Here is an 11,671-nt window from a genome sequence, read left to right as displayed (position 1 = left end):
CTTGCTATAACCTCTTATTCATGAACTGGGCTTTCGCCCAAATGCGCTCGAAGCTGTCGAGGTAGATTGCCGCTGCACTGTCGCTTTCAGTGCGCTTCAAATAGATGACAGGAGCATCAGAGGCCCGAGTGCCGTAAGCATGGAGGTTGACCAAGAGTTCATCGTCCGCGCGGTAAATCGAGTTGTAGAGCACCGTCCCGTGTAGTCGGATCTCGATGCCCTCAGCACCCTGGAGTGGCAGGCATATGGCAAGTGCATTTCTGACCCTGGCGGCCATGACGTCGCCGCCGGCGCCCTCGTCGACGCCTCGCTCTGCTACATGCAGGCTATCGGGATCGCCGAGCAGGATGCGGACCCTGACGCCAGCCTGTGCGCGTTCGGTGAGGATGCGCAGAAGTCCGGCGTCTTCGACGAGAAACAGGCCGCTGTAGACGAGGATGCCGATCTCGTGTTCTGCGGACTCGAAGAATTTGCGCCAGGTGTCGGCCGGTATGGCCCAGCGGTGTGAGTAGACGGCTTTGATCTCTTCGGAGAGTTCCCGCCCGCGTCGGGTGTCTTCTGCCCAGAGGTCGGTCTCGTCGACCTGGAGGAGGTCGGCGACCGCCAGGCGGTGGCGAGGGTGGGGGACCCTGCCGCGTAGCCAGCGGTTCACGGTCTTGGGGTCTACGGCCAGGCGGGCGGCGATGTCGACGGGTTGCAGGCGCGCCCGGATGAGCGCGTGGCGAAGGTTCTCGTTCATCGGGCACACCTCCACAACGGGGTCCGTGCCTGCGACGCTAACATGAGACGTCCCTAGACGTCCCCGAAGTGTGGTGGAGAGGTTCCATGCTCCCCAACAGGCTCATGGCACAGAGCGTGACCAACCGCCGCTCTGTCCTCCAACCTCGATGGGAGCTCTGCCACATGGGCACCGTGCAAGAGAACCAGCGCGCCTACCAGACCGACCTGCTCACCGCCCTGCGCGGGCAGCTCGTCTCCCGGGAGATCATCGCGGTCCTGGTCGTTGATCAGAAAGATCAGCCGTGCCTGGACGTCACCGACAGCGCGTTCATCAGCCGCCGCGTCTACGTCCACACCGCGTTCCAGTGGTTCTACTGGGGTGACCAGCCCGACGAGCGAACCTCCTGCCTGCGCCTGTTCCAGGCGGCCGATGTCATCGCCGAGGCCGCCCTGAAAGGGTGGCGCGAGGGCGAGCAGGGAGAGCTTGGCCTGGACTTCAGCAAGATCGTCGACGCGTACCGCGCCTGACCCGATGGCACCTGGCGAAAGCAAATGGCTGACCGGTGGGCTGATCTATCCCCAGATCGCCGAGAGGCTTCGTTCTCGGATCGCAGCGGGCGATTACCCGCCGGGCAGCCTCCTGCCCTCGGAGGCGGCCCTCGTCGTGGAGTTCCGCGTATCCCGGACCACCGCCCGCCGTGGCCTGGCGGTCCTGGAGAATGAGGGGCTGATCATCGCGATGCCCGGCAGAGGGCGCGTGGTGAGAGATGACGGCTCAACAGCGGGGGTGCCATACCGCTATCAGACGATTGCTCATGATCTTCGTGAGCAGATCCGTGCCGGGACGCTTGCCGCCGGGACCACGCTGCCCAGTGAGCGCGCGCTACGGCAGCGGCACGGGGCGTCGCGCAACACCGTTCGGCAGGCTCTCTCCGAGTTGGAGCGCGAAGGGCTAATCACGACGGAACACGGTAAGGGCCGCTTCGTTCGGCCCGATTCGGGGTGAGACGTCCTAGGACGTCTCACCCTGAACGCTGGCTCCGCTGTGGGGGACGGTGTCTATGGTGAGCGGCATGGGACAAGCTGAGTGGGCGCGTGACCTGGCCCGACAACTCCTTGAACAGCCGTTGCCGCGCCGCTGGGCGCATACGCAAGGCGTCGCGGCACAGGCCGAGTCACTGGCCCCGATTCTCGGTCAAGAGGCCGATCTGCTGACCGCGTCGGCGTGGCTGCATGACATCGGGTACTCGCCCGAGCTGATCGACACCGGGTTCCATCCCCTCGATGGGGCGCGCTACCTGCGTGATGTCCACCAGGCCGACGACAAGCTGTGTCGCCTGGTGGCACATCACTCCTGCGCCGTCTACGAAGCGACCGAACGCGGTCTGATCGACGCGCTGAACGGCGAGTTCGTCAGGGAACGCCCCGAGTTGGTGGAGGCGCTGACCTACTGCGACATGACGACCAGCCCCGACGGGTTCCCCCTCGATGTCGCCGACCGCCTCACCGAGATCCACTCACGCTACGGCCCCGATCATCTGGTCAGCCGCTCGATCACCAACGCGACACCGTGCATCACCTCGTCGGTGCGCGCGGTGCTGGCCGCGCTATCCGATGTGCGGGCCGGTGGCGTCGTCTAAGGACTCTAGGAAGTGGCCGATCCGCAGGCGCATCGACCGATCAGAGGTGAGCGAGTCGATCTCGTCACGAGACACCCAGCGGACCTCTTTGGATTCGTCGCTCGGTGTGGGCTCCCCGGCGACGGGGCGGGCGGTGAGCACGATGGAGAACTCTTGCCGGGCTTCGCCGTTGCTGGTGTAGAGGATCACGTGCCGGGGGTCGGTGTAGGTGCCGACCAGGCCGGTGATCTCACACGTGATGCCGGTCTCTTCCAGCGTCTCGCGGATGGCCGCCTGTGGCAGGGACTCCCCGAGGTCGATCGCGCCGCCGGGAACGGCCCAGTTGTCGTTGTCGGAGCGGCGGATCATCAAGATCTCGCCGGCATCGTTGGTCACGATCACGTTCACGGACGGAACGAGGCTGTTGGGGGCGGGGGCTTGGGGATCGTCGTAGAAGTCCAGACGGCGCGCCATGGCTCAGAACTCTACTGGCGTGGCGCGCTCCCAGACGGCTTCGAAACTGCCGAGATAGGTCGTCACCATGCCCCCACCCTCTACTTTCCGCAGGTGCATGACGGGCGCATCGGCGGCGAACCTCCCATACACATGAGTGTTGACCAACAGCTGGTCGTCGGCCCGGTAGATGGAGTTGTAGAGCACGGTGGGGTGAAGGCGGATCTCCACACCTTGGACCTGCCCCAGTGACCGGTACAGGAAGAGCGCGGTCCTGATCTGCGCGGCCATCCCGTCCCCGACGCCCTCATCCTCACCGCGTTGAGCGACCTCTCGGCAGTCCGGGTCACCGAGCAAGATCCTCACTCGCACGCCCTCGCTCGCCTTGTCGGCGAACAGGCGTAGCAGGCCGGTGTCCTGGGCGATGAAGATGCCGCTGTAGACGAGCACGCCGATCTCTCGCTGAGCTGTTGAGAACAGACGTCCCCACGCGTCCTTGGGCACCGCCCAGCGATGCGGGTAGATGGTGACGATCTCGGTCTCGGACACGGCCGCCGCCTGCGCGGGAGTCATCGCGTCCGGCCACAGGTACGCCTCCTCCACACCGAGGAACTTGGCGACGGCGAACCGGTGCTTGCGATACGGGGTGCGACCTCGGGTGATCCACCGTTCCACGGTCTTGGCGTCCACCTGGATGGCTTCGGCCAACGCGTCGATGGTGGTGCCGCGTTCGAGGAGTGCCACGCGTAACCGCTCGTTCGCCATCTCACCTGCCCGGCAGAGGGGACGTCCAGGGACCTGGCAATCGTAGTCCGGACGTCCTGTACATGTCCCGTCCTGTAGTGATCACGTCCCGCTTCTGTGGCGCACTCTCGGTAGCGCAAGCAAGACCGCAGCTACCAAGGAGAGATCGACATGATCAACGACATCCCCCTGATCATCGGCATCGCGCTCGGTACGGCCGTCGTCGCCGGCTACGTGCTCGTCCTGATCGGGATGCGCCAGGAAGACCGTCACATGCGCCTGGCCGACGTCCCCCCGACCCGCGCGGCGAGCCTGGCCCGGCGCGTCACCGGTTGCCACGTACGAAGCGGCACCGCCACCGCCCCACATGCCCCCAGAAGAGCGTGAGCCATGGACATCCCCCTGTTCATCGTGTTCTTCGCCCTCTTCCTGGCCGGTGCTGTGCTGGTGACGTACCTGCTGCTGATCGTCGGCATCCGCGCCGAGGACCGCCGCATGAACATCACCGCCCCGCCCCGCACTCTCATCGAGGCCCTGACACGGCGCCTGCTGGGCGTGCGCGTCCGCCACGACTCCGATACCGACACCCACCCCCACGACGCGAGGAGGTGAACACGTTGCGCATGTTCCTGACCCCGTTCGGCCGCCGCTGCCCGTGCGGTGCCCTGACCGACCCCGGCACCGGTCGCTGCCGTAAGTGCCGTGCCCGCGCCCGCTGGCGCCGCCGCAAGGCCCACCACGACAACCCCTGACCCGCGAAAAGGAGGTGAAGTCCCTATGACCGTGTCGATTCCGCTGGTCGTGCTGCTGGGCGCCGTCGTGCTCGTCGCCTGGCGCTACCTCGGACTGCGCCTGTGGCAGGCGATCACGTGCCTGCTGTTCGGCTTCTTCATGGCCGCGACCGCCCTTGGCCCCGACATCCGCCAGCTGGTGGACGCCGCGCTGAGCTGGCTCACCGGCTCCTGACCCCTGTTCCCGACCGAAGGAGAAATGCCCAGTGCCCCACACCCACCCCTATCCCGACCGTGATCTTCAGGAGGCCATCGCCCGCAACCGCACCGCCCGCCAGTTCCTCACCGCCTTCTCCGCCGCAACCCTCACCCTGGCTGACATCTGGCAGCACGTCTCGGCCGCGCTGGACGACACGCTCACCCTCGCAGCGCAGATCACGCACCTGCGCGCCGATCTGGCCCGTACCCGCCGCAGGCACGCCGACCTGACCGCCGCCGTCCGCGCCACCCTGGCCGCCCACCACGACGGCGAAGCCGACCCGCTGTTCTACCTGCGCGACGAACTCACCGCACAACACCCCGACAGGGGTGAGGCCAGATGAGCAGGCATCGCACTTCCCGGCGCCGACTGCGCCGCAACGCCCGTAGCATTCGCCGCGACGGCATCGAACCCTTGATGATCCTGTCCGATGACCTGGAATTCGCACCCCTGGCCGTCGTAGCCATCACCCGCGCCCTGTGGCGCTACCGCTCCGAACTCACCCCGCTCACCACGGCGCTACTCACCTTCGTGAGCGGAGTGATCCTGCACACCGGCTACCCGACGTGGTGGCCGACCGTCCTCATCCTCACCGCTGTACTCGCGTGGGTGCTGGTCTTCTTCGGCCGATGGGTCAACCTCACGCGCCGCGTCGAACGCGGGTACGCCGCCGCCGTGGTGCTGTTGGTCGGCGGGTGGATCGCCACGGCCGCCGCGCTCGGCCCGTTCACCTCACCGCTTCCGGCGCTGCTCGGCATCGGCGGGGTGCTCACCGCGCTCCCGTGGTGGGCGCATCGCCGGCGCCGCGCCAGAGTGCGGGTGGAACGCACCCTGGCCGCCTGGCCCGACATCGCCCAAGCTGTCGGCCTGACCGGCTCCCGTATTCAATCGGCGATCGTCGACCTGTGGGGATATCGCGCCAGGATCGCCCTGGCGCGCGGCCAGACCGTAGAAGACGCCATCGCCAAAATCCCCGCCCTGGAATCGGCCCTCGGTACCCGACGCGGCTCGGCTCGTATCCAGCCGATCCCCGAGCGCGCCAACCGTCTGGAGTTGCGGATCATCGAGACCGACCCGCACGCCGATGCGATCGCCTGGCCCGGACCGTCGATCACCTCGATCATCCAGCCCGTCAAGCTGGGTGTGTTCGAAGACGGCAGCCCCGTCCGCGTATCCCTGCTACGCCGTCACGCGCTGGTCGGCGGGGTGGCCGGTGCGGGCAAGAGCGGTGGCGTCAACATCGTCCTCGGTGACCTGTCCGCCTGCCCCGATGTCGTCATCTGGGGCGTTGACCTCAAGCGCGGCATGGAACTCCTGCCGTGGGCTTCCTGCCTGGACCGGTTGGCCACCACTCCGCAGGAGGCCGAAACGCTGATGCGCGACGCGGTGGCCATCCTCGACGGGCGCGCCGACGCTCTCGCTCAGCACGGCAAACGCGTGTGGGAACCGCGCCCGGACGCCCCTGCCCTGATCGTCTTGATCGACGAGTACGCCGAACTCGTCGACGACGCCCCTGGTGCCATCCGGCACGCCGACTCCATCGCCCGACGCGGACGCGCGGTCGCCGTCACCCTCGTCGCCGCCACCCAACGCCCATCCCAGAAGGCCATGGGACAGGGCGCGGTGCGCTCACAGATGGACGTACGGCTCTCCTTCCGGGTCCGGGAGCGCCGCGACGTCGATCTCATCCTCGGCCAGGGCATGCTCAAGAGCGGCTGGCACTCCCACACCCTCAACGCGCCAGGCAAGTTCCTCATCAGCGCACCCGAACACGACATCCCGCGACGCGCCCGCACCTACCTTCTCGACGACGCCGGGGTACAGCGCACCGCCACCCACCACGCACCCCGGCGACCCGCCCTCGATCCCGTCTCCGTCGCCGCCCTCGAAGCCACCACCCCAACCGCACAGGCCACGCCGGACGGCGCCAACCCTCCCAAGCACGCGCGCCCGGACGGTACGCAGGACGCCGAGAACGCCATGTGGACCGCCCTACGCGACGCCCCCGCCGACGGTGTCTCGATCGACGATCTGATGCGCACCACCGGCATGGGCCGATCGTGGATCTACTACCGGCTCCAAGAACACGCCCGCTCCGAGCGCGTCATCCAAGTCAGCCGGGGACGCTGGCGCGCCACCCCTGAGCCCTGACAGTCGGTAATCGTCCACGTCCATGTCCACGCGCGCGTCTGCACGTAAGGGCGCCATGCCCGTCCGTGGACGCTCGCGTGGACGATCACAAAAAGTAACCAACGGAGGTGATCAGTCACATTCAACCCATGCCCGAGACGGGCGCGAGAGGAAGGAGGTGAGGCGTGCAGGCATACACCGTCGAGCAAGTCGCGGAGATGCTGAACGTGGGTCGCGACAAGATCTATTTTCTGCTCAGAACCGGTCAGCTCCGCAGTATCAAGATCGGGAAGCTGCGCAGGATCACCGATCGGCATCTGACCGAGTTCATCGCCACCCTCGAAGACACTCACTAGAAACTGCATTGCAGTGCAATGCAGCGCAATGCAGTGTGGTACGCTGCCCCCGAACGGCTCGACGGACCGCCCTCCCCCACGGAGGTCAGGGCGCCGAGAGCCGATCTTTCAGGCACGAACAGCGGCTGAGACCAGGACGGTTCATCGCCACAGGCACGCCGGACAGGACCACCGCTGCCACCAAAGAGAGAGCGGCATGGCTACCGAGAACTACAGCTTGAGACTCGACTCCGACCGTCGGGACAAGCTCCAGAAGATCGCCAAAAAGCAGGATCGCGACATGGCCTATGTCATCAGGAAAGCCATTGACGAGTACATCGAGCGGCACGAGAACGACAACGGCTGACAGAGACAACAGCCCTGATCACCACGAATCTGGTGGTACGCCTCGACAGCGGATCAGGGCACGCACCATCAGACCGGCAACGAAAAGGAGGAATCGATTGAAAATCATCATCGGGAAGTACGAAGCGTCCATCTACCCGGAAGGGGAAGGCTTTACCGGCGCCATCAGCCTTGGCTTCGACGCCACCGGCAAGCGCCTGCGCGTCAAGCGCAAGGGCAAGACCAAGGCGCAGGTCAGGGACAAGCTCCGTGAAGCCGTGGAGGATCTGGAAGCGGGCATCAAGACGGAGGTCAAGTACTCCGTGGAGGACGCCGTCAACGACTTCCTAGAGAAGGGACTGAAGGGGAAGGCCAAGAGCACAGTCGACAACTACCGATCCCTGGCACGCAAAAACCTGATCCCCCAGATCGGAGCCATCAAGCTCAAAGAGTTGACGGCGGACTACCTGGACAAGTGGCTGGACGAGCGGGCAGAGGAATTGTCCACGCGTTCGCTCCGCCTGGTTCACCAGATCCTGGAGCGCGCGATTCGCCAAGCGCAGGCGCGCGACAGGGTCAGGCGCAACGTCGCGAGTCTCGTCATCGTCCCGGAAGGTCAGGAGGGGCACCCCTCGAAGGCGATGACCCTGGAACAGGCGGTCAAGCTGCTTGAGGCGCTGAGGACCACCACCGAGTTCCGTCTCTCGGCGTACGTGGTGCTGTCACTGCTGGCCGGTATCCGCACCGAGGAGGCACGCGCGCTCACGTGGCCGGAGGTCGATCTCAAGGCGCGCACGGTCGCCGTGTACCGCTCCGTGCGGGCCAAGGGTGACACGAAGACCAAGCGATCGAGGCGGGTCCTGAAGCTGCCCAAGAAGGCCATCGAAGCGCTCAGGGCGCATCATCGGCGCCAGGCGACTGAGCGGCTTCAGGCGGGCGAGAAGTGGCAGGATCACGATCTCGTCTTCTGCCGTGAGGACGGCATGCCGCTCGACCGGTGGCAGGTGCGCCGGGAGTTCCAGAAGATCACCACGTTGGCGGGACTTGGCGAGGACTGGACGCCTCGCGAGCTCCGTCACAGTTTCGTGTCCATCCTGAGCGCACACGATGTGCCGGTGGAGGACATCAGCGATCTCGTGGGCCACGTCAGCACGCACGTGACCGAGACGGTCTACCGTCACGAGATCAGGCCCGCGCTCACCAAGGGCGCCCAGGCCATGGACAAGATCCTGAAGAGGCAGAGCCGGTCCGCGTGACCCAGTGGCTCCCCGTTTGGCTCCCGAAGATCGAAAAAGGGGCTCCGGAGAAACTCCGAAACCCCTGCCGACCAGCTGAAACCTGGTCGGGACGACAGGATTTGAACCTGCGACCCCTTGACCCCCAGTCAAGTGCGCTACCAAGCTGCGCTACGTCCCGGTTGTCCTGCGCCCTCTCGGGCGGGACGTCATAACCTTAGCGCAGATCGAGGGGGCTTCGCACACGGCGACGCCCACGAGGGCAGGCGATCGCGCGAAGGGCGAGGGGCACCGTGGGGCGTAAGGCGTTGATCGACCAGGAGGAGTTGCGGCGGCTGGCCGGGCAGGGGTTGTCGAACGCGGAGCTGGCCGCGCGGTTCGGGGTGAGCGAGTCGGGGATCTTGCAGGCGAAGCGGGCGGCAGGTCTCTCGAAGCCGATGCTCGACCACTCGCGGGCCATCCCGTGGAAGCTGGACCGCGCGCACAACCAGTCCGGACCCGCGACGAACCTGCGGAATCTCTCGTCCGTGGCGCAGGGGCGGGTGATCCCGGCCGAGAAGCTGAACACGGCGCTGCGCTGGGCCGGGCGGCTGGTCGCCTCCGGGATGGACATCTCGTACGAGCCGGGCCAGGGTTTTCTGGAGGTTCCCGCCTCTCCCGGGGACTGGCTCGTCGAGAGGATGCTGAACGAGGCCAGGAAGGCTCTCGAGGTCACCGTGCCCTCTGAGGGCATCGAGGATCACTAGATCATGACGTCCTGCCCGAGAGGGCGATGGGCGACCGGGACGTAGCGCAGCTTGGCGGCGCACTTGGCCGGGGGCACGGGGGCGCAGGTTCAAAGCCCGTCGTCCCGACCGGGTTTCGGCTGGACGGAGGGGTGAGCACCGGAAACCGGCCGAAGCCAGAGGAGGAGGCCACGATCAGAAACTCCGCAAAGGAACGGTCAATACCCGAAAAATCGCGGTAAAACGTCAAATCAAGTCTAAATAGTGGCACGCCATAGATGTTGGCATCCGGTTTCGAGCCTTGACCCCAGGGCAGCGCACGGGTACAAGCGCCTACACGACCGGAGGCAGACATGTCCACCGTGATCTGGGTGGCCGTCATCGTGGTCGCGGTGGTGGCGATCGCTGCAGTCGGCTATTTCGTGATGCAGCAGCAACGCCGACACCGGCTTCGCGACCGTTTCGGCCCAGAATACGAACGTACCGTGCAGGAGCGCGAGAACCGGCGCGATGCCGAGCAGGAGCTCATCGCCCGCGAGCAGCGCTTCAGCTCCCTCGACATCCGCGCCCTGGACGCCGGGACGCGCGAGGTCTACGCGAAGAAGTGGATGGAGGTCCAGGAGCGTTTCGTGGACGCTCCCGGCTTCGCGGTGACGGAGGCCGACCACCTGGTCACGTCCGTGATGGCGGAGCGGGGCTACCCGACCGAGGACTTCGAGCAGCGGCTCTCCGACCTTTCGGTCGCGCACGGCCGCACCCTCGACCACTACCGGCAGGCTCACGAGATCAGCACCCGGGCCGCCCGCAAGGAGGCCTCCACCGAGGAGCTCCGGCAGGCCATGGTCCACTACCGCGCCCTGTTCGAGGAGTTGCTCGAGGCCCCCGGCACCTCGACCCCGGAACCCTCGGTCAACGGTGACCGGAACTCCCGGCGGACCGAGACCGCCGACCGGGACGCCACGATTCCCGCCGACCGAGACGCCCGGCACCCGGACTCCACCCAGCCCGAGACCATCGACGACGCCGAGCGAGCCCCTCGACGCGACCCCCAAGGACGGTGACCCGAATGAACGACCGATTCAGCACGGACAAGGACCGGCTGGTCCACAAGGCGGACGAGGACGACCTGAACACGCCGCGCCACGGCGAGGAGGCCGCCCCCGAGTTCCGGGAGCCGCACCACGGTGACGCCGGCCGCACGGACACCTCGTCCCTCGACCCGGACACCGGGACGCGCGACCCGCTGATCAGTGACCGCGACGACGTCCTCGTCGTCGAATCGAGCGACGACCGGCACACCGCCGTCGGATCGGACGCCTCGTTCGACGACGACCGGCGCGACATGGCGAACGACGGCGTGCCAGGTGACCTCGACGGTGACGGCAGGAACGACAGCCCGTTCGCCCACGCGCAGCCCTCCGCCACCACCCCGGGTACACCGGTGACCGGCGCGTACGACTCCCCGGTCGCCTCCGATCTCCCCGGAAGCACCGCGGACCGGCCGGACGACGTGCTCGACGAGAGCACGGGCTTCACCGACGCCGAGCGGACCGGCCAGACGCCCGCCACCACCGCGCCCACCACGGCCGGGGCCCTGTTCGACCAGGACGCCGACGACGTACGGCGGCGCTGGCAGGAGGTCCAGGCCGGTTTCGTGGACGATCCGCGTGACGCGGTGGAACGGGCCGACTCCCTCCTCGACGAGGTCACGGGTTCCCTCAGGAACGCGCTGGAGACCCGGGCCACCGAACTCCAGGGGCGTTGGAAGAACACCGAGAAGAACGACACCGAAGATCTCCGGACCGCTCTGCGTGACTACCGCGCGACCTTGGAGCAGCTCCTGAACATCTCCGCCGGGACGAGGTGACCCATGCTCGCAATCGCCGCCGCCGTCGTTTTCGGCCTTGGATTCCTGCTCGACCTGATCAACACCAGACTCGGCCCGATCAGCGGGACAGGCTTCCTGCTTCTCGGACTCCTGCTCCTGGCGCTGCACCAGGCCGGGATCGGCTCGGCCGGTCCGCGGACCGGCGGGGGTGGAGGCGGCTGGCGCCGTAGGCGCTAGACCCTCCGCCCACGGGCTGCCCCGCACCGGGGAAAGCCTGCTCCGAGAGTCGGGAACACGGTCGCCGAAGGAGCCGAAGGAAAGGGCTCCGTCCACATGGACGGGGCCCTTTCGACTGTCCTGATCTCCGTCGGCTGCGGGGGAAGCCTCTCCGACGGACTCAAGGGCATGAGGAAACCGGCGTCGAGGGCGCTGGGACGCGCCTCGCGCCGGCGAAGGAAGGGCGGTGCGGGAAAAGCCGGTGGGCGGCCGAGCCTGGCAAGAAACGCCCCCCCCCCCAGTAGATGGCCGACCAGCCGCAACCCCCCCT

At 66.9% G+C, this 11,671-nt stretch carries 19 protein-coding genes and 2 tRNA genes; 17 read left to right on the top strand and 4 right to left on the bottom strand.

Features of this window, described 5'->3' with window-relative positions; translation table 11 throughout:
• Nucleotides 1-4: 4 nt before the first annotated feature.
• Nucleotides 5-739 carry a helix-turn-helix transcriptional regulator gene (locus ABT352_RS23525; RefSeq protein ID WP_350947049.1) on the bottom strand — a complete coding sequence of 245 codons (735 nt, stop codon included), beginning with the start codon at nucleotides 737-739 and terminating at the stop codon, nucleotides 5-7.
• Nucleotides 740-903: 164 nt separating this feature from the next.
• Here ABT352_RS23525 and ABT352_RS23520 point away from each other — a divergent pair, with 164 nt between their 5' ends.
• The 3 genes from ABT352_RS23520 to ABT352_RS23510 are packed head-to-tail and all read left to right on the top strand — an operon-like array spanning nucleotide 904 to nucleotide 2,360.
• Nucleotides 904-1,248 carry a hypothetical protein gene (locus ABT352_RS23520; protein WP_350947048.1) on the top strand — a complete coding sequence of 115 codons (345 nt, stop codon included), beginning with the start codon at nucleotides 904-906 and terminating at the stop codon, nucleotides 1,246-1,248.
• 4 nt (nucleotides 1,249-1,252) lie between these two features.
• Nucleotides 1,253-1,726: a GntR family transcriptional regulator gene (locus ABT352_RS23515; protein ID WP_350947047.1), complete on the top strand. Its 474-nt coding sequence runs from the start codon at nucleotides 1,253-1,255 to the stop codon at nucleotides 1,724-1,726.
• Between the two features lie 55 nt (nucleotides 1,727-1,781).
• Complete coding sequence (locus ABT352_RS23510; RefSeq protein ID WP_350947046.1) at nucleotides 1,782-2,360, top strand: HD domain-containing protein; 579 nt, start codon at nucleotides 1,782-1,784, stop codon at nucleotides 2,358-2,360.
• Here ABT352_RS23510 and ABT352_RS23505 read toward each other — a convergent pair.
• Both ABT352_RS23505 and ABT352_RS23500 read right to left on the bottom strand, forming a co-directional pair.
• On the bottom strand, nucleotides 2,328-2,813 hold the full coding sequence (locus ABT352_RS23505; protein WP_350947045.1) for an NUDIX hydrolase: 486 nt from the start codon (nucleotides 2,811-2,813) through the stop codon (nucleotides 2,328-2,330). The two genes, ABT352_RS23510 and ABT352_RS23505, sit on opposite strands and share 33 nt — an antisense overlap.
• Before the next feature lie 3 nt (nucleotides 2,814-2,816).
• A complete protein-coding gene (locus ABT352_RS23500; RefSeq protein WP_350947044.1) occupies nucleotides 2,817-3,557 on the bottom strand; it encodes a helix-turn-helix domain-containing protein in 741 nt (246 codons plus the stop codon).
• Nucleotides 3,558-3,707: 150 nt separating this feature from the next.
• Between ABT352_RS23500 and ABT352_RS23495 the strand changes: the two genes are divergently transcribed.
• The 9 genes from ABT352_RS23495 (at nucleotide 3,708) to ABT352_RS23455 (ending at nucleotide 8,592) form a co-directional block, all read left to right on the top strand.
• Nucleotides 3,708-3,923 (top strand): hypothetical protein, encoded by a 216-nt coding sequence (locus ABT352_RS23495; RefSeq protein ID WP_350947043.1) that lies wholly within the window; start codon nucleotides 3,708-3,710, stop codon nucleotides 3,921-3,923.
• A gap of 3 nt (nucleotides 3,924-3,926) precedes the next feature.
• Nucleotides 3,927-4,148 carry a hypothetical protein gene (locus tag ABT352_RS23490; protein WP_350947042.1) on the top strand — a complete coding sequence of 74 codons (222 nt, stop codon included), beginning with the start codon at nucleotides 3,927-3,929 and terminating at the stop codon, nucleotides 4,146-4,148.
• Complete coding sequence (locus ABT352_RS23485; RefSeq protein WP_350947041.1) at nucleotides 4,145-4,288, top strand: hypothetical protein; 144 nt, start codon at nucleotides 4,145-4,147, stop codon at nucleotides 4,286-4,288. The genes ABT352_RS23490 and ABT352_RS23485 overlap by 4 nt, the downstream gene beginning before the upstream one ends.
• Before the next feature lie 25 nt (nucleotides 4,289-4,313).
• Nucleotides 4,314-4,502, top strand: a complete 189-nt coding sequence (locus ABT352_RS23480; protein ID WP_350947040.1) for a hypothetical protein — start codon at nucleotides 4,314-4,316, stop codon at nucleotides 4,500-4,502.
• Nucleotides 4,503-4,533: 31 nt separating this feature from the next.
• The gene (locus ABT352_RS23475; RefSeq protein WP_350947039.1) at nucleotides 4,534-4,869 is read left to right on the top strand and encodes a hypothetical protein; all 336 of its coding nucleotides are present in this window, start codon (nucleotides 4,534-4,536) and stop codon (nucleotides 4,867-4,869) included.
• 74 nt (nucleotides 4,870-4,943) lie between these two features.
• A complete protein-coding gene (locus ABT352_RS23470; protein ID WP_350947038.1) occupies nucleotides 4,944-6,677 on the top strand; it encodes a cell division protein FtsK in 1,734 nt (577 codons plus the stop codon).
• A gap of 164 nt (nucleotides 6,678-6,841) precedes the next feature.
• Nucleotides 6,842-7,012, top strand: coding sequence for a helix-turn-helix domain-containing protein (locus ABT352_RS23465; protein WP_350947037.1), 171 nt, complete (start codon nucleotides 6,842-6,844; stop codon nucleotides 7,010-7,012).
• Nucleotides 7,013-7,208: 196 nt separating this feature from the next.
• The gene (locus ABT352_RS23460; protein WP_350947036.1) at nucleotides 7,209-7,358 is read left to right on the top strand and encodes a CopG family ribbon-helix-helix protein; all 150 of its coding nucleotides are present in this window, start codon (nucleotides 7,209-7,211) and stop codon (nucleotides 7,356-7,358) included.
• A gap of 97 nt (nucleotides 7,359-7,455) precedes the next feature.
• Nucleotides 7,456-8,592 (top strand): site-specific integrase, encoded by a 1,137-nt coding sequence (locus ABT352_RS23455; protein WP_350947035.1) that lies wholly within the window; start codon nucleotides 7,456-7,458, stop codon nucleotides 8,590-8,592.
• An 83-nt stretch (nucleotides 8,593-8,675) separates the two neighbouring features.
• On the opposite strand, the gene ABT352_RS23450 is transcribed toward ABT352_RS23455, so the two are convergent.
• Nucleotides 8,676-8,752 (bottom strand) — tRNA-Pro (locus ABT352_RS23450).
• Between the two features lie 112 nt (nucleotides 8,753-8,864).
• On the opposite strand from ABT352_RS23450, the gene ABT352_RS23445 reads away from it, so the two are divergent.
• The 5 genes from ABT352_RS23445 (at nucleotide 8,865) to ABT352_RS23425 (ending at nucleotide 11,361) form a co-directional block, all read left to right on the top strand.
• Nucleotides 8,865-9,317 carry a hypothetical protein gene (locus tag ABT352_RS23445; protein ID WP_350947034.1) on the top strand — a complete coding sequence of 151 codons (453 nt, stop codon included), beginning with the start codon at nucleotides 8,865-8,867 and terminating at the stop codon, nucleotides 9,315-9,317.
• A 35-nt stretch (nucleotides 9,318-9,352) separates the two neighbouring features.
• Nucleotides 9,353-9,425: transfer RNA gene (locus ABT352_RS23440), tRNA-OTHER, on the top strand.
• 224 nt (nucleotides 9,426-9,649) lie between these two features.
• Nucleotides 9,650-10,357 (top strand): hypothetical protein, encoded by a 708-nt coding sequence (locus ABT352_RS23435; protein WP_350947033.1) that lies wholly within the window; start codon nucleotides 9,650-9,652, stop codon nucleotides 10,355-10,357.
• A 5-nt stretch (nucleotides 10,358-10,362) separates the two neighbouring features.
• A complete protein-coding gene (locus tag ABT352_RS23430) occupies nucleotides 10,363-11,163 on the top strand; it encodes a hypothetical protein (protein ID WP_350947032.1) in 801 nt (266 codons plus the stop codon).
• Between the two features lie 3 nt (nucleotides 11,164-11,166).
• On the top strand, nucleotides 11,167-11,361 hold the full coding sequence (locus tag ABT352_RS23425; RefSeq protein ID WP_350947031.1) for a hypothetical protein: 195 nt from the start codon (nucleotides 11,167-11,169) through the stop codon (nucleotides 11,359-11,361).
• Nucleotides 11,362-11,671 lie beyond the last annotated feature (310 nt).

It is taken from the genome of Streptosporangium sp. NPDC000563, from assembly GCF_040299985.1.
In the GTDB taxonomy this organism is placed as follows: Bacteria; Actinomycetota; Actinomycetes; order Streptosporangiales; family Streptosporangiaceae; genus Streptosporangium.
The sequence above is the reverse complement of the archived record's forward strand: the minus strand, read 5'-3'. Positions and strand labels throughout refer to the sequence as shown.

Coding starts and splice junctions, on each gene's coding strand:
- ABT352_RS23435 (WP_350947033.1), top strand. CDS start 9,650: ATGTCCACCGTGATCTGGGTGGCCGTCATCGTGGTCGCGGTGGTGGCG.
- ABT352_RS23490 (WP_350947042.1), top strand. CDS start 3,927: ATGGACATCCCCCTGTTCATCGTGTTCTTCGCCCTCTTCCTGGCCGGT.
- ABT352_RS23470 (WP_350947038.1), top strand. CDS start 4,944: ATGATCCTGTCCGATGACCTGGAATTCGCACCCCTGGCCGTCGTAGCC.
- ABT352_RS23505 (WP_350947045.1), bottom strand. CDS start 2,813: ATGGCGCGCCGTCTGGACTTCTACGACGATCCCCAAGCCCCCGCCCCC.
- ABT352_RS23520 (WP_350947048.1), top strand. CDS start 904: ATGGGCACCGTGCAAGAGAACCAGCGCGCCTACCAGACCGACCTGCTC.
- ABT352_RS23510 (WP_350947046.1), top strand. CDS start 1,782: ATGGTGAGCGGCATGGGACAAGCTGAGTGGGCGCGTGACCTGGCCCGA.
- ABT352_RS23495 (WP_350947043.1), top strand. CDS start 3,708: ATGATCAACGACATCCCCCTGATCATCGGCATCGCGCTCGGTACGGCC.
- ABT352_RS23515 (WP_350947047.1), top strand. CDS start 1,253: ATGGCACCTGGCGAAAGCAAATGGCTGACCGGTGGGCTGATCTATCCC.
- ABT352_RS23430 (WP_350947032.1), top strand. CDS start 10,363: ATGAACGACCGATTCAGCACGGACAAGGACCGGCTGGTCCACAAGGCG.
- ABT352_RS23500 (WP_350947044.1), bottom strand. CDS start 3,557: ATGGCGAACGAGCGGTTACGCGTGGCACTCCTCGAACGCGGCACCACC.
- ABT352_RS23460 (WP_350947036.1), top strand. CDS start 7,209: ATGGCTACCGAGAACTACAGCTTGAGACTCGACTCCGACCGTCGGGAC.
- ABT352_RS23425 (WP_350947031.1), top strand. CDS start 11,167: ATGCTCGCAATCGCCGCCGCCGTCGTTTTCGGCCTTGGATTCCTGCTC.
- ABT352_RS23480 (WP_350947040.1), top strand. CDS start 4,314: ATGACCGTGTCGATTCCGCTGGTCGTGCTGCTGGGCGCCGTCGTGCTC.
- ABT352_RS23525 (WP_350947049.1), bottom strand. CDS start 739: ATGAACGAGAACCTTCGCCACGCGCTCATCCGGGCGCGCCTGCAACCC.